Consider the following 15,116-nt stretch of genomic DNA (forward strand, 5'->3'; position numbering starts at 1 on the left):
GCGTAGGAGGCCGGCGCCGACGGACCAGGCGGCGGCCGCTCGCCGCCAAGCCCGTCGCGCTGGCCCGCTAGTCCTCGCGCGAGTTGGCCGGCGGGACGAACTCCGGGCCGCCGGCCGGCTCGTCGTCGTCCTCGTCGACCGTCGCCGCTGACGCCGTCGCCGGAGCGGTCGAGACGGCCGGGCCCGGGGAGATCGCCCTCGCGGGGGCCGCCGCTTCGTCGGCGGGAGCGGGCTTCACGGCCGCCGGGGCGGCGTTCGAGGTCGTCGGCGCGGGCTGGCCGGAGAGGCCGGCGAAGACGTTCTGCGCCAGCGGCAGCACGGCCGTCGCGGTGCCGATCGTCGCCATCAGCGCCTTCTGCACGCCCTCGGCGCCGTCGAGCACGGTGAACGAGTCGACGTTCGAGAACGGCGCCGAGGCGGCCGCCACGATCGCCGGCAGGTTCTCCGCGATCTGCTGTGCGATGACGCCCTCCGGATCCTCCGCGAGCGCCTGCTGGCGCGCCTCGATGCCGGCGGCCTCGGCGAGGCCGCGCTCGCGCACGCCGTCGGCCTCGGCCAGCGCCTTCGCTCTGATCGCGGAGGCCTCGCCGTCGCCGAGCTTGCGGTAGGCGGCCGAGGTCGCCTCGGCGTTCAGCTCGGTCGCGGTCGCTCTCGCTCTCGCGTCCAGCTCCAGCGCGGCGGCCGCGGCGGTCGCGCGCGCGACCTCGGTCTGACGGTCGGCGTCGGCGAGCGTGACGAGCCGGTAGGCCTCGGCGTCGGCCGGTTTGCGCACCTGCGTCTGCAGCTGCTGCTCGGCGAGCGCGGCCTCCAGCTCGGCGGCGGCGGTGTCGGCTCTGACGACCGCCTGGCGGGCGGTCGCCTGCGCCAGCGGGCCGGCCTGCTCGGCCTCGGCGCGGGCTCTCTCGGTCTCGGCCTGCGCTCTCGCCTGGCGGACCTCGGACTCCTTGCGCGCCTCGGCGGCGAGCGCGAACGCCTCCTGCTCTCTCTCGACCGCCTCGCGGTCGCGATCGGCCTCGGCGATGCGGGCGCGCGAGGCGACCGCGGCGGCGTGCGGCTTGCCGAGGTTGGCGATGTAGCCGGCCGAGCCGTCCTCGCTGGGGACGTCGCGGATCTGCTTCAGCTGCAGCGAGTCGATGTGGAGGCCGAGCTTCTGCATCTCGACCGCGGTCGCGGAGCGGACCTGCTCGGTGAGGCTGTCGCGGCCTCTGATCAGCTCCTCGACGGTCAGGCCGGCGACGATCGTGCGCAGGTGACCGTGGGCCATCTCCTTGATCGTCTCGTTCATCTCCTCGGTGCTCTTGCCGAGGAAGCGCCGGCCGGCGTTGACGATGCTGGCGCGGTCGTCGCCGACCTTGAAGACGACGACCGCCTCGACCAGCACCGGGATCGCCTCGGCGGAGACGCAGAGCACGCCGGCCTCGTCGTACTCGGAGCTGCCGAGGTCGACGCGGCGGGTGTCGAGCGGCAGCTTGTGACCGCGCTGGAGGAAGGGGATGATGAACGCGCCCCGCCCGGTCACGACCTTGAAGTCCTGCGTCTCCTTGACGGCGGGCGCGTCGCTGTCGCTGACCGCCACGGCGGCCTTGGTGTTGTCGACCTTGGCGCCCAAGCCGGTGATCAGCAGGGCCTCGTTCGGTCCAGGAACGCTGTACAGAAACATGAGCTGGCGGGGATCCTTGCGGTTGGGTAGGGGAACCGGACGCGCCTAGGGCACGTCTGGCAGCGCGGTCACGTAGACGGTTCGCGACGCTTCCTGCGGGCGGTAGTCGACGACGGCGCAGCGCGCGCCGGCGGGGATGACCTCCTCACCGTCGAACGGCAGCGCGTAGAACGCCTCGACACCGCCGCGGATGGCGATCATCACCTCTCCGAGCGTCCCCGGTCTGACCGTCCCCGTGACTGTGCCGACCATCCCGGTCATCGAGTCCTTGTTCATGCATCGCGACCGTCGCTCGACAACGGACCACCCCTCGTTCGCGTGCGCGCCAACCTATCGGAAAGACTGTCGGGGCGCCAGGTCGGCGGCGCCCCGAGTCCACTCAAACCTCGCCCGTGCCCGCGCTCAGGCGGTGGTGGCGGAGAGCCTGTCGGCGGCCGCCCAGAAGCCTCTGTCGAACGCCTCGTGGGTGTGCAGCGCCCAGTCGGCGTAGGAGCCGTCGGCGAAGGTGAGGCGTGCCTCAACCTGGCCGCCCTGGCGCGTCTTGCCGGTTCTCTCGATCGAGCGCAGCTGATCGCGGTCGAGGCGGAAGGCCTCGCGCGGGTCGTCGTCGAGGAACTGCATGCCGAAGTCCCAGAGCGTCAGCGAGCGCGACGAGATCGTCAGCGCGCAGTGCTGCCCGTCGAGCGGGAGCGTGGTCGCGATCGAACCCGCCTCGCCGCCGACGTGCTTGCTCTGCGAGGCGACGTTCGTGGCGGCGTTGACGAGGCGCGTGAACGCCTTGCCGCCGCCGACGCCTCCGCCGCTGCGCTCGTAGGCGACGGGGATCGCGAAGGCGTAGCCCTCGACGCGATCGTCGTCGCCGAGCCGCTCCTGGATCACGGCGCCGTGATCGGGCGCGTTCGCCATGAAACGTCTCATCATGCGGTCCTTCAGGCCCATGTGGCCAACCTCCGTGTCAGGCTCGTCGCGGCCCGCTCCCTGCGAACGGGCACGCACCGCCCTCGTCCATCCGCGGGCGGCAGCCCGATCGTCTCCGGAGCGCGCTCGCGCCAAACGGCCGTCGTCGCCGGCGCGCCGCTGTCCGCGCGCGCCGCTCGTCCCGCGCCGTCGCTCGCCCGTCGATCCGTCCGCTCTTGGGAGACGTTCACCTCGCGTTATCCCGCCCGTGCGCGCGAGCGTCGATCATCGCGCTCATGGAACGTGCTCGTGAGGAGGAGCCGACGGCCCGCGCCCTGCGCGCCCGCGTCGGCAGCCTGCCCGGCTTCCCGCTGCTGCTCGCCTGCCTGACGACCTGCCTGCTGGCGGGCCTCGTGCTGCCGACCGCGCCGGCGACCGCCGTCGGCCTCGTGCTGCCGCTGCTGCTGTTCGCCTACGCCTGGTGCCGCCCGACCCGCCGCGGCGACTACGCCTACGCCGTGATCGCCCCGGCCTGCGTCAGCGCCCTCTGCCACGACTTGATCGGCGTCCCCCGCTGGGCGGTCGCCCTGCCCGTCGCCGTGCTCTCGCTCGCCGCCGTCTGGCGCTTCGACGCCGAACGCCGCGCCACCCTCGGCCTCACCCGCCCCTACCGCCTGCCGGCGCGCCGCCCGCGCCTGGCGCGCTGAGCGCTCGCGCGTACTCGCCCAGTTGCCGCAGCGCTCTGATCGCGCGGCTGCCGTACCAGGAGGTCATCTCGCCGTCGATCAGCTGCACGCGGGCGCCGGGGACGAGCGCGGCAACCTCGGCGAGGTGGGCGTCCTTGAAGTGGTACGGCTCGCTGGAGAGGAGGACGCGGTCGACGCGGCCGGCGAAGGAGGCGAGGTCGACCTCGGGGTAGCGGGAGCCGGCGGGGCGGGGGAGGGTGCGCCAGTTGACCAGCTCGAGGGTGCGGGAGATGTAGGTGTCGGGTGCGACCGACATCCAGGGGTCGCGCCAGATCAGGTAGAGGACGTCCTGGGGTGGGAACGTGCCGGCACGCAGCGCCTCCAGCTCGCGCTCGAACGCGGCGCAGAGCATCTCGGCCTCGACCTCGCGGTCGAAGGCGGCGCCGAGCTGGCGGTAGAGGGCGAGGTTGTCGAGCGGGCCGAGCGGGTGGGTGACGACGACCTCGGGCACGAACTCGGCGAGCGCCGCGGCCGTCTCGCGCGTGTTCTCGTCGACGTTGACGACGACGTGCGTGGCGGCGAGGGAGCGCACGCGCTCCAGCCGCACGTCCTTCGTGCCGCCGACCTTCGGGATCGTCCGCACCGTCTCCCACGGATGGATGCAGAAGCCCGTCCGGCCGACGAGCTGCCCCGCCAGCCCGAGGTCGCAGAGCAGCTCGGTGATGCTCGGGACGAGCGAGACGATGCGGGGCTCGGCGCCGGCAGGCGAGCGGCGGGCGGGCGCGTCAGGCGGAGGCGGCGTCACGCGCAGGGACGCTAGCTACATGTTGCGCCGGTACTCGCCGCCGACCTCGTAGAGCGTCGCGGAGATCTGGCCCAGCGACGCGACCTTGACCGCCTCCAGCAGCGCGTCGAAGACGTTCTCGCGCGCGAGCGCGACCGCGCGCAGGTGCGCGAGCGCCTCCGTGCGGCGGGCGGCGTCGCGCGCGGCGAACGCGCGCACGTTGACGATCTGCGCCTGCTTCTCGCCCTCGGTCGAGCGCGCCAGCTCCGGCTCGGCCACGTCCACGGCGGCGCCGTCGCGGCCGCGCGGCAGGTACGTGTTGACCCCGATCAGCGGCAGCGAGCCGTCGTGCTTCAGGCGCTCGTAATGCAGCGACTCGTCCTGGATCTTGCCGCGCTGGTACATCGTGTCCATCGCGCCGAGCACGCCGCCGCGCTCGGAGATGCGGTCGAACTCCTCGTAGACCGCCTCCTCGACCAGGTCGGTCAGCCGCTCGATCGCGAACGAGCCCTGCCACGGGTTCTCCGTGTAGTTGAGCCCCAGCTCGCGGTTGATGATCAGCTGGATCGCGACCGCGCGGCGGACCGACTCCTCCGTCGGCGTCGTGATCGCCTCGTCGTACGCGTTCGTGTGCAGCGAGTTGGTGTTGTCGAAGATCGCGTACAGCGCCTGCAGCGTCGTGCGGATGTCGTTGAAGCTCATCTCCTGCGCGTGGAGCGAACGGCCCGACGTCTGCACGTGGTACTTGAGCATCTGCGAGCGGGCCGACGCGCCGTAGCGCTCGCGCATCGCGCGCGCCCAGATCCGCCGCGCGACGCGGCCGATCACGGCGTACTCCGGGTCCATCCCGTTGGAGAAGAAGAAGCTCAGGTTGGGCGCGAAGTCGTCGATCGCCATCCCGCGCGCGAGGTAGTACTCGACGATCGTGAAGCCGTTGGAGAGCGTGAAGGCGAGCTGCGAGATCGGGTTCGCCCCCGCCTCGGCGATGTGGTACCCGCTGATCGAGACGGAGTAGAAGTTGCGCACGTCGTGGTCGACGAAGTACTGCTGCACGTCGCCCATCATCTTCAGCGCGAACTCGGTCGAGAAGATGCAGGTGTTCTGGGCCTGGTCCTCCTTCAGGATGTCGGCCTGGACGGTGCCGCGGACGGTCCGCAGCGTCTGCTCCTTGATCCGCGCGTACGTCTCGGCGTCGACCACCTGGTCGCCGGAGACGCCGAGCAGCCGCAGGCCGAGGCCGTCGCTGCCCTCCGGCAGCGGGCCGCCGTAGGAGGGCCGCTCTCTGTCGGCGAACAGCGACGCCAGCCGCCGCTCCGCCTCCGGCCAGCCGCCGGTCGCGTCGAGGTGCTTCTCGACCTGCTGGTCGATCGCGGCGTTCATGAAGAAGGCGAGCACTATCGGCGCCGGGCCGTTGATCGTCATCGAGACCGACGTCGTCGGCGCGCACAGGTCGAAGCCGGAGTAGAGCTTCTTGGCGTCGTCGACGGTCGCGATCGAGACGCCCGAGTTGCCGACCTTGCCGTAGATGTCGGGCCGCTCGGCCGGGTCCTCGCCGTACAGCGTGACCGAGTCGAACGCGGTCGACAGGCGCGCCGCCGGCTGCCCCTCGGAGAGGTAGTGGAAGCGGCGGTTGGTGCGCTCCGGCGTGCCCTCGCCGGCGAACATGCGGGTCGGGTCCTCGCCGGCGCGGCGGTAGGGGAAGACGCCGCCCGTGTACGGGTAGGCGCCGGGCAGGTTCTCCTTCAGCAGGAAGCGCAGCCGGTCGCCCCAGCCGTCGAGCTGCGGCGCGGCGATCTTCGGGATCTGCTGGCCGCTCAGCGACACACGGAAGTTGTCGCCGGTGATCTCGCGCCCGCGCACGCTGTAGGCGTACGTCTCGGCGGTGATCCGCTGCACCATCCCGTCCCAGCCGCGCAGCAGACCGGCATGCTCCGCGCCGAGCGACGCGACCGCCTCGTTGTAGGCCGCCCGCAGCGGCGCGTCGTCGCTCAAAGCGGCGGCCGGGATCGGCTCCAGCACGGCCGGCAGCTCCGGGTCGCGCAGCGCTCTCAGCGCCTCGTACAGGTGCTGCGCGCTCGCCGCCACGCCGGCCAGCCGCTCGACGTCGGCGTTGACCGCGCGGCCCTGCTCGGCGATCTCGGCGAGGTAGCGGACGCGGCTGCCGGGGATCAGCGTGTTGCCGAGCGGCTCGTGCGTCGTCAGCTCCAGTCTCGGATCCCACGCCGCCGCCCCGCCGACCGCGTGCTCGCCGAGCCGGCGGCAGAGGTTGACGAACAGCCACGAGACGCCGGGATCGTCGAACTGCGAGGCGATCGTCGGGTAGACGGGCGTCTCGTCGTCGGGCGTGTCGAACGCGACGCGGTTGCGGCGCCACTGCTTGCGCACGTCGCGCAGCGCGTCCTTCGCGCCGCGCTTGTCGAACTTGTTGATCACGACGAGGTCGGCGAGATCGAGCATGTCGATCTTCTCCAGCTGCGAGGCGGCGCCGAACTCGCTCGTCATCACGTAGGTGGCGACGTCGACCAGGTCGACGATCTCCGAGTCGCTCTGGCCGATGCCGGCCGTCTCCACGATCACGAGGTCGAAGCCGCTCGCGCGCAGGTAGGCGACGCCGTCCTCGAGGATCGCGCTGGTCGCGCGGTCGCGGCGGCGGGTCGCGAACGAGCGCATGTAGATCCGCTCCTCGCGCAGCGCGTTCATGCGGATGCGGTCGCCGAGCAGCGCGCCGCCGGTGCGGCGGCGGGTCGGGTCGACGGCGAGGACCGCGATGCGGATCTCGGGGAAGCAGCGCACGAAGCGCGCCAGCAGCTCGTCGGTGACGGTCGACTTGCCGGCGCCGCCGGTGCCGGTGATGCCGAGCACGGGGACGCCGGAGCCGGCGTCGCGCCAGCCGGCGCGCAGCTCGGCGAGCTGACCGGCGTCGAAGACCTCGTCCTCCAGCGCGCTCAGCATCCGCGCGACCGAGAGGTCGTCACGGGCGCTGCTGTCGGTGGGCGCGACGGAGGGGAGACGCTGCGCGGTCGCGCGCTCGATCAGGTCGTCGATCATGCCCGTGAGGCCGAGCGCCATGCCGTCGTTGGGATGGTAGATCCGCTCGACGCCGTGCTCCTGCAGCGCCGCGATCTCACCGGGCGTGATCGTCCCGCCGCCGCCGCCGAAGACGCGGATGTGCGAGGCGCCCAGCTCGGCGAGCATGTCGACCGCGTAGCTGAAGTACTCGGTGTGGCCGCCCTGGTAGGAGCTGATCGCGATCCCGTCGGCGTCCTCCTGGATCGCCGCCCGCACGACGTCGCGGACGCTGCGGTTGTGGCCGAGGTGGACGACCTCGGCGCCGCTGTCCTGGATCAGCCGGCGCATCACGTTGATCGCCGCGTCGTGGCCGTCGAACAGCGAGGCGGCCGTGACGAAGCGCAGCGGCAGCTCGCCGACGCGCTCCGGCGTCGCCTGCCCTGCAACGTCGGTCGTGGTCGTCGTCACGGGTCTCTCTCCTTCGGCGTGCGGGGTGATGCGTGGAGACAGGATAGTCGGAATGTCACCTATCTGTCGAAGGTGCCTCAGACGGCGATGCTCCAGCCGGCCACGTCGAGCAGGAAGTGGCACAGCACGAGCGCGCCCGTGTAGAAGGTCGAGACGGCCAGCGCGGCGGCGATCTGGGCGGCGCGGCCCTTCGCCCGCGTGAGCGCGAAGGCGGTCGCGGCGGCCCAGCCGAGCGCGGCCTCGGCCGGCAGCACGTAGAGCGCGACGCCCGCGACCTGCGTCGTGTCGCCGACCGGCTCCCACAGGTCGAGCACCGGCGCGAGCAGCTCGGTGCCGAGGAAGACGGCGAGCGCGAGCGCGGCCGCGAGCGCGGCGCCGGCCGGCGCGGGGACGGCGGAGCGGCGGGAGGCGGGGCGCGCGGCGAGCTCGCGCGCCGTCGCGACCACGACGAACAGCGGCGGGACCCACATGCCGCCCATCGCCAGCGCGATCGCGTCGTCGATCCGCGGGCCGCCGATCGGCGGGAAGCGGAGCGTGCCGATCTCGGCCGCGAGCACCCAGTCGGGCAGGATCTGGAAGATCGACACCGGCAGCAGGAAGGCCCACAGCCGCACCCAGTCGTCACGCCCGGCGGCGCGCGCCGTCAGCGGCAGCCCGATGTTGTAGGCGACGACCAGCGCCAGCACCGCCCAGCCCTTCGCCGGCGGCTCGGGCAGCAGCAGGGCGACGGCCGCGCAGGCGAGGAAGGCGGCGTGGAAGAGGGCGATCGGGCGCACCTGCGAACCCTAACCGCGCCTGCGGGCAATGAGCGGCGATGCTGTACGACCAGATCGCCCAGGAGGACCGTGCCATCCCCCCGGCTTCAACACAGACCGACGCCGCGCTCGTCGCCGCCTCGCTCGCCGACCCGGCTGCGTTCGCGGCGCTGTTCGACCGCCACTGGCCGCGCATCCACCGCTTCTGCGTCAGCCGCGCCGGCGCGGCCGGCGAGGACGTCGCGGCCGAGACCTTCCGCGTCGCCTTCGACGGGCGCGCGGGCTACGACCCGCGCCAGGACGACGCCGCGCCGTGGCTGTACGGGATCGCGACGAACCTGCTGCGGCGCTGGTTCCGCGGCAGCGAGCGGGGCCGCCGCGCGACCGCGCGGCTGGACCGCCAGCAGCAGCCCGACCTCGCCGACGAGGCGCTCGCGCGCGTCGAGGCGGAGCTGCTCGGCCCCGCGCTGGCGGCGGCGCTCGCGCAGGTCGGCGCGGCCGACCGCGACGCGCTGCTGCTGCACGCCTGGGCCGACCTGACCTACGAGCAGATCGCGCACGCGACCGGCGTCCCCGTCGGGACGGTCCGCTCGCGCATCCACCGCGCCCGCACCCGCCTGCAGGCGCACCTCAACTCTTCGACTCCGGAGCACCCCCGATGACCAACGAGCTCGACTGGCTCGCCGAGCGCCAGCCCCCCGCCGCCGCTCCCGACCCGACGACGACCGCCGCCGCCCGCGCGGCGCTGCTGGACCACGTCGACGGCCGTCCGTGGAGCGCTCCGCCGGCGCCTGCCCGGCGGGTGAGCTGGCGCCGCGTCGCCGCGCTCTCGCTCGCGACCGCCGCGGCCGTGACGGTCGCCGCCGTCGGCCTGCCGTTCGGCGGCGGGGACGATCCGCAGCTGCAGGTCGCGACCGACCGCGTCGCGCCGCTCACGCTCGCGTCCGCCGACGCGGCGCCGCTGCGGAGACTGTCGGCGAGAGTCGCGGCGCTGCCGGACCAGCCCGGCGACGCGACGCTCTCGGTCCACACCAACAGACTCGCCGACGGCCACGTCTTCACCGGCGCCGACCTCTACCTCGACGATGGCACCTACTACTACGCGCCGACGCGCGCCGAGCTGGCCGGGCTCAGCGGCGAGACGCCGGTCGACATGCCGATGGGCGCGATCATCGCCGCCACCAGACGGGCGGCGACGCTCGGCCCGGAGGAGGCGCGCCAGGGCTTCCTCAGAGCGTCCGAGTTCCCGGTCGAGACGAAGCTCGTGGACGCCCCGGAGGGCCTGAAGAAGCGCGCCGAGCACGCGCAGCGCGTGCCGGTCGAGGAGCGGCCGTCGCTGCGCGAGCGCGAGGACAACATGATCTGGGTCACCGCGATCGACGTGCTCGCGGCCGGCGGCAGCCGCCCCGACGTGCGCGCCGGCGTGCTGCGGCTGCTGGCGACCGTCCCGTCGGTCACGCTCGACTCGGTCGCGCAGGACGGCAGACGGCTGCTGCGGCTGCGCTCGAACGAGCGCGGCTACCGCGGCGTGCTGTACCTCGACGCCGACACGGGCGTGATGCAGCGCTACGAGGGCGGCGTCGCGGCCGGCGGCAGACCGGACGTCGTCGTCGGCTACGACATCAGGCGCGTCGACGCCGCCCAGGTGCGCGGGCGCTAGCGCAGCAGCGCGCAGACCGCCGTCGCCTGCAGCGCCCGCAGCTGTCTCAGCAGCGCGCCGGCGGGGGCGGGGATGTTGAGCGAGGTCGTGACCGAGCGGCTGCCGTCGCGGGTGGCGGCGGCGAACTGGACGTAGCCGGGGAAGTTGCCGGTGTGGCCGTAGACGACGCCGCAGCGGGTCGAGTAGCGGAAGATCCCGAGCCCGGCGGCGTTCGCGCCGGGCCCGGCCGGGGAGGAGGAGCCGGGGCGGAATCTCAGCTGCTCGCGCTGCTGGTCGGCGCCGAAGAAGCTGCGGTCGAGGTCGGCGCGGATGAAGCGGCCGAGGTCGCTCGGGGTCGCGACGATCCCGCCCGAGGCCCATGCGCCGCTGGGGTTGAGGAAGGTCGAGACGTCCTGCGCTCTGCCGTCGCCGACGACGTAGCCGTGCAGGAACGGGCGCGGCAGCGCGGTGACGCGCGGGAAGGAGGTGGCGGTCAGCTTCGCCGGCCCGAAGACGATCTCGCTCAGCAGCGTCCCGTACGGTCTGCCGGTGACCGCCTCGGCGATCAGCCCGACGACGATGTTGTCGGTGTTCGAGTACTCGTAGCGCGAGTCGGGCGTGAACGCGAGCGGGTCGGCGCGGACCCAGTCGATGATGCCGTCGGGGGCGACGTAGGCGGCGGGCGCGGTCTGCGCGTGTCTGGCGAAGCCGTCCGATCTCGTGTAGTCGGGCAGGCCGCTGGTGTGGTTGAGCATCTGCCGCACCGTCACCGCGCCCCACGCGGCCGGCAGCTGCGGCGCCCGCTGCGCGATCGTGTCGTCGAGGCCGAGCCTGCCGTCCTGCACCAGTCTCAGCGCGATCGCGGCGTTGTACGCCTTCGCGACGCTCGCGATCCGCATGTGGTCGCTCGCCCGCGGGGCGCCGTTGCGACCGACCTGGGCTCTGCCGGCCCGCAGCACGATCGTCCTGCCGCCGCGGTGCAGCGTCGCGATCGCCCCGGGCGGTCCGTCTCTGGCCGCCACCAGCCGCTCCAGCCCGCGCTTGACGGCGGCGGCGTCGGTCGTCGTGATGCCGGCGGCACCCGCTGCGCTCGGCAGCAGCGTGGCGGCGGCCGCCACGGTCGCGATCGGCAGGATCAGAGAAGATCGGTGCATCGGCCAACCATTTCGCGGCGTCGCCGCGCGCACAACCGACTCAGGTCCCCTCTGGCGTGATGGCGCGGGCGCGGTCTGCGTCGCTCAGCGCGCCGTCCAGCCGAGGTCGAGCGACAGCGCGGCGCCCGTGAAGCCGCGCCCCGACGGACCGCTGAGGAAGCCGACGAAGTCGGCGACCTCGCGCGGCTCCAGCAGTCGCTTGACGGCGTGCGGAGCGAGCAGCTGCTGCTCCAGCGCCTGCTCGTACGGGATCCCGTCGCGGGCGGCCAGCTCGCGCACCTGCCGTTCGACCAGCGGCGTGCCGACGTAGCCGGGGCAGACGGCGTTGACGGCGATCTCGTGCTCGGCGCCCTCCAGCGCCATCGCTCTGACGAGCCCGATCGCGCCGTGCTTGGCGGCGACGTAGGCCGACTTGCCGGGCGAGGCGACGAGGCCGTGGGCGGAGGAGACGACGATCACCGCCGCGCGCGGGCTGGCGACGAGCGCCGGCCAGGCGCGCTTGGCGAGCAGGAACGGGCTCGTCAGCATCAGGTCGAGCAGCGCCTGCCAGCGCTCGAACGGGAACTCGGCCAGCGGCGCGACGTGCTGCATGCCGGCGTTGGCGACGACGACGTCGAGCCGGCCGAAGCGCTCCAGCGCCGCGTCGACCGCGGCGTAGTTGCCGGCCTCGGTCGTGAGGTCGGCGGCGAAGGGGGAGCCGGGCAGCGCCGGATCGGCCGCGCGGTCGACGGCGAGCACGTCGAAGCCGTCGGCGGCCAGCCGCTCGCAGATCGCGCGGCCGATGCCGCCCGCGGCGCCGGTGACGAGCGCGGCGGGCGCGCCGGCCGCGGACGCGGAGCCGTCTGCCGCGGCTGCGCCGGTCGAGGACGCGCGGTCGCCTCCGGCCGCCGCGCCGGTGTCTGGTGTGGTCATGCAGGGAGCATTCCCAACTGGTTGCTGAAAATCAACCGTCAGATTGTTGACAATCTGACGAAGATGCGGATACGGTCGCGCCGAACCGAACCCCTGATCCCCGTCACAGACGGAAGGAGCCTTGATGGAGCCCACAGAGGCGAGCCAGGCCGCGCAGGAGGAGACCGGAGTGGCGCCGGCGCCGCTCAGCCGCCGTTCGTTCGTACGTCGCGGCGCGATGGCGGCGGGCGTCGCGGGCGGTGCCGCGATGCTCGGCGCGGCGGTCGCGCCCGGCGTCGCGAGCGCCGCCTTCGCGCCCGGCGGCGACGACTTTCACGTCTCCAGATACGGCGCCGTCGGCGACGGCAGAACCGACGACACCGCCGCGATCCAGGCCGCGATCGACGCCGCCTACGCGCACGCAAACGGCGGCGCCGGCCACGGTCGCGTGCTGTTCGACGCGAAGACGTACCTGCTGAGCAGCGCGCCGAGACGGCCGGTCAGAGGCTCGCTGCAGGCGTCGGCGCAGCTGCTGCTGCCGACCCGCACGAGCGGCCCGATGGTCAACGTCGAGCTGGTCGGCGCCGGCACGCAGCAGGGCAAGCAGGACGTCTTCGGCACCGCGCAGCAGACCGGCGGCACGCTGCTGCTGTCGACCGCGACGCCGAGCTGGAGCGGGCACGACGAGGGCCTGCCGCCGGCGGTGATCGCCTCGCCGAAGGGCGGCGACTGGGGCGGCTTCAACCGCGTCACGTTCGCGATCTCGGGGATCGCGATCTGCACCCCGAGCAACCCGGCGCTGATCGCGATCAACATGCTGTGGGCGCCGCAGATCCGCATCAACAGCGTGCGCGTCGACACCGTCGACGACCTCGTCAGAGTGGCGGAGCCGAGAAACACCTGGTCGACCGGGATCGTGCTGCCGTACGTCTCCAACAACGCCGTCGTCTACGTGCGCGACGTGTCGATCGTCGGCTACCACACCGGCATCATGTTCGGCGAGCACACCGACATCTCCAGCGTGCTCTGCTTCGGCTGCAAGGTCGCGCTGGCGCCGTTCGGCGTCAGAGCGCACACGGCGCGCTTCGGCCTGATGACGGTCGAGTGGTGCCCGACGGTGCTGTCGCAGGTCGACTGGGCGATCGGCCGCGTGCCCTGCAACGGCGGCGAGTTCATGATCTTCCAGCTGATCGACGTCGAGGAGTACAACGGCTTCGGCGGCAGCATGGGCTGGGCGACGCACGACCAGCACGTCTACGACCCGGCGAGCACGATGAAGGGCTGGATCAGATTCGCCCGCTCCAGCCCCGGGATCCCGCTGTCGGTCAGCGGCGGCAGACACCTCGACATCAGAGAGCTGAACGCCCTCTGAGCCCGGCCCGCTAGCGCTCGACGATCACCTTGACCGCGCCCGCCCGGGCGCGGTCGAGCGCCTCCGGCAGCCGCGCGAACGGCAGCCGGTCGCTGATCACGTCGGCGACGCCGGCGCTGCCGTCGGCCAGCAGCTGCACGACGCGCGGCCAGACGTGCGGCGCGTTGGAGCCGCCCAGCAGCGCGATCTCGGTCGTGATCACGCGCCAGAGGTCGACCGGGACCTGCTCGGTCGGCAGCCCGAAGAGCGAGATGCGGGCGCCCGGCGCGGCGAGCGCGACCGCCTGGCGGATCGTCTCCGTGCGGCCGACCGCCTCGACGATCAGCTCCCAGCGGCGGTCCGCGTCGAGCGGATCCGTACGCACGTCCACGACCTCGTCGATCCCCCAGCGGCGGGCGATCTCCAGCCGCTCCGGGGTCGCGCCGGAGAGCGTCACGGGGCGGCAGCCGGCGGCCCGCAGCAGGCGCGCGAAGTAGAGCCCGGTCGGCCCGTCGCCGATCACCAGCGCCGGCTCGCCAGGGCGCGGCGCGAGCCGGTCGAGCGCGCCGAGCACGACGTGCAGCGGCTCGGCCTGACAGGCCTCGGCGTAGGAGACCGCGTCGGGCAGCAGGTAGCAGTTGCGCTCCGGCACGACGAGGTACTCCTGCCAGGCGCCGGCGGTCGTCACGCCCAGCTCCTCGCCGACCTCGCAGTGCTGCGGCGTGCCGGTGCGGCAGCGGTCGCAGCGGCCGCACGCGACGAGCGGGTCGACGCAGACGCGCGCGCCGGCAGCGAGCGCGACGCCCGGCCCGGTCGCGACGACCTCGCCGGCGATCTCGTGGCCGAGCGGAGCTGGTGCGGCGACCGTCGAGATCGCGCCGTCGACGATGTGCAGGTCGGTGCCGCAGATGCCGACGGCGCGCACGTGTAGCAGCAGCTCGCCGTGGCCGGGGCGGGGGAGGGGCGCTTGGCCGGCCTCGATCCGCGCGGAGCCGGTCCAGCTCCACGTCTCCATCGCGCTGGCGCTCATCTGGCGTCGTCGTCGCCGGCCGCGCTGTGCGGCTCGGGTCCGCGCGGCAGGCGGGCGTAGAGGCGCGGCTCGGCGATGTGCTCCTCCAGCGTCGCGTAGGCGAGCTGCTCGTCGCCGGAGCGCAGCGCCGCGAGCAGCTCGCGGTGCTGCTCGGCGATCTCCTGCAGCGAGGTGTGGTGCGGGCCCATGCGGTAGAAGAGGCCGCGCATCCGCGGCGAGATCATCTCCCACAGCTGGAGGCTGTGGAACAGCTCCGAGCGCTCGAGGATCAGCCGGTGGAAGGCCATGTCCAGCTCGATCACGCGGGCGAGGTTGCCGGTCTCGGCGGCGGTCTGCATCTCGTCGACGATCGCGCCGAGCGCGTTGAAGTCGGGCTCCTCGAAGCGTCTCAGCGCGTGTCTCAGCGCGTACAGCTCCAGCGTCGCGCGGATCGGCACCAGCACCGCCAGCACCTCGTCGCCCCAGACGTCGGCGACGACCGTGCCGCGGTAGGGGAAGGAGGCGACGAGCCCCTCCTGCTCGAGCTGGCGCAGCGCCTCGCGGATCGGCCCGCGGCTCATGTCGAGCTGGTCGGAGAGGTCCTCCTCGCGCAGCCGGTCGCCGGGGTTCAGCTCTCCGTGGATGATCGCGCTGCGCAGGGTCTCAGCGACCTGCTGGCGCAACGAGCGGTTTTGTCGTGGGACGGCGCGCAGTTCCAAGGTGTCACCTCTGGCGGGGCATTGTGGCAGATCGTCAGTCTGAGTGTCGTTTGAAATATTGTTGACAATCGCCAACTGACATGTCTAGGCTAGC

14 protein-coding genes are annotated in these 15,116 nt (G+C 73.1%); 4 read left to right on the plus strand and 10 right to left on the minus strand.

The genetic code is table 11. The features are described 5' to 3' along the window. Nucleotides 1-67 precede the first annotated feature (67 nt). From Q7L73_RS23835 to Q7L73_RS23845, 3 genes are all read right to left on the minus strand, one after another. On the minus strand, nucleotides 68-1,660 hold the full coding sequence (locus Q7L73_RS23835; protein ID WP_304693047.1) for a flotillin family protein: 1,593 nt from the start codon (nucleotides 1,658-1,660) through the stop codon (nucleotides 68-70). A 45-nt stretch (nucleotides 1,661-1,705) separates the two neighbouring features. Beyond that, nucleotides 1,706-1,936, minus strand: coding sequence for a hypothetical protein (locus tag Q7L73_RS23840; protein ID WP_304693049.1), 231 nt, complete (start codon nucleotides 1,934-1,936; stop codon nucleotides 1,706-1,708). 126 nt (nucleotides 1,937-2,062) lie between these two features. Then, the gene (locus Q7L73_RS23845) at nucleotides 2,063-2,566 is read right to left on the minus strand and encodes a hypothetical protein (protein ID WP_304693051.1); all 504 of its coding nucleotides are present in this window, start codon (nucleotides 2,564-2,566) and stop codon (nucleotides 2,063-2,065) included. Between the two features lie 287 nt (nucleotides 2,567-2,853). On the opposite strand from Q7L73_RS23845, the gene Q7L73_RS23850 reads away from it, so the two are divergent. Next, nucleotides 2,854-3,264, plus strand: coding sequence for a hypothetical protein (locus Q7L73_RS23850; protein ID WP_304693053.1), 411 nt, complete (start codon nucleotides 2,854-2,856; stop codon nucleotides 3,262-3,264). Here Q7L73_RS23850 and Q7L73_RS23855 read toward each other — a convergent pair. The 3 genes from Q7L73_RS23855 to Q7L73_RS23865 all read right to left on the minus strand — a co-directional run bounded on the left by Q7L73_RS23855 (nucleotide 3,215) and on the right by Q7L73_RS23865 (nucleotide 8,280). Further along, nucleotides 3,215-4,048: a helical backbone metal receptor gene (locus Q7L73_RS23855; protein WP_304693055.1), complete on the minus strand. Its 834-nt coding sequence runs from the start codon at nucleotides 4,046-4,048 to the stop codon at nucleotides 3,215-3,217. The two genes, Q7L73_RS23850 and Q7L73_RS23855, sit on opposite strands and share 50 nt — an antisense overlap. A gap of 15 nt (nucleotides 4,049-4,063) precedes the next feature. Beyond that, the gene (locus tag Q7L73_RS23860) at nucleotides 4,064-7,504 is read right to left on the minus strand and encodes a methylmalonyl-CoA mutase family protein (protein ID WP_304693057.1); all 3,441 of its coding nucleotides are present in this window, start codon (nucleotides 7,502-7,504) and stop codon (nucleotides 4,064-4,066) included. A gap of 77 nt (nucleotides 7,505-7,581) precedes the next feature. Then, on the minus strand, nucleotides 7,582-8,280 hold the full coding sequence (locus Q7L73_RS23865) for a hypothetical protein (protein ID WP_304693059.1): 699 nt from the start codon (nucleotides 8,278-8,280) through the stop codon (nucleotides 7,582-7,584). A gap of 38 nt (nucleotides 8,281-8,318) precedes the next feature. Between Q7L73_RS23865 and Q7L73_RS23870 the strand changes: the two genes are divergently transcribed. Both Q7L73_RS23870 and Q7L73_RS23875 read left to right on the plus strand, forming a co-directional pair. Next, nucleotides 8,319-8,921 carry an RNA polymerase sigma factor gene (locus Q7L73_RS23870; protein ID WP_304693061.1) on the plus strand — a complete coding sequence of 201 codons (603 nt, stop codon included), beginning with the start codon at nucleotides 8,319-8,321 and terminating at the stop codon, nucleotides 8,919-8,921. Further along, complete coding sequence (locus Q7L73_RS23875) at nucleotides 8,918-9,919, plus strand: hypothetical protein (RefSeq protein ID WP_304693063.1); 1,002 nt, start codon at nucleotides 8,918-8,920, stop codon at nucleotides 9,917-9,919. Before Q7L73_RS23870 ends, Q7L73_RS23875 begins: the two co-directional genes overlap by 4 nt. Here Q7L73_RS23875 and Q7L73_RS23880 read toward each other — a convergent pair. Both Q7L73_RS23880 and Q7L73_RS23885 read right to left on the minus strand, forming a co-directional pair. Further along, nucleotides 9,916-11,052, minus strand: coding sequence for a serine hydrolase (locus Q7L73_RS23880; RefSeq protein ID WP_304693066.1), 1,137 nt, complete (start codon nucleotides 11,050-11,052; stop codon nucleotides 9,916-9,918). The two genes, Q7L73_RS23875 and Q7L73_RS23880, sit on opposite strands and share 4 nt — an antisense overlap. Before the next feature lie 84 nt (nucleotides 11,053-11,136). Then, nucleotides 11,137-11,964, minus strand: a complete 828-nt coding sequence (locus Q7L73_RS23885; RefSeq protein ID WP_304693068.1) for an SDR family NAD(P)-dependent oxidoreductase — start codon at nucleotides 11,962-11,964, stop codon at nucleotides 11,137-11,139. Nucleotides 11,965-12,088: 124 nt separating this feature from the next. Here Q7L73_RS23885 and Q7L73_RS23890 point away from each other — a divergent pair, with 124 nt between their 5' ends. After that, entirely contained in the window at nucleotides 12,089-13,315 is a 1,227-nt protein-coding gene (locus Q7L73_RS23890) for a glycosyl hydrolase family 28-related protein (protein WP_304693070.1), read from the plus strand. 10 nt (nucleotides 13,316-13,325) lie between these two features. On the opposite strand, the gene Q7L73_RS23895 is transcribed toward Q7L73_RS23890, so the two are convergent. Together Q7L73_RS23895 and Q7L73_RS23900 are read right to left on the minus strand one after the other, a co-directional pair. Further along, a complete protein-coding gene (locus Q7L73_RS23895) occupies nucleotides 13,326-14,324 on the minus strand; it encodes a zinc-binding dehydrogenase (RefSeq protein WP_304693072.1) in 999 nt (332 codons plus the stop codon). Next, nucleotides 14,321-14,986 carry a GntR family transcriptional regulator gene (locus Q7L73_RS23900; protein ID WP_304693074.1) on the minus strand — a complete coding sequence of 222 codons (666 nt, stop codon included), beginning with the start codon at nucleotides 14,984-14,986 and terminating at the stop codon, nucleotides 14,321-14,323. Before Q7L73_RS23900 ends, Q7L73_RS23895 begins: the two co-directional genes overlap by 4 nt. Between the last annotated feature and the right edge of the window lie 130 nt (nucleotides 14,987-15,116).

This window comes from Conexibacter sp. CPCC 205762 (assembly GCF_030646155.1).
GTDB lineage: Bacteria > Actinomycetota > Thermoleophilia > Solirubrobacterales > Solirubrobacteraceae > Conexibacter.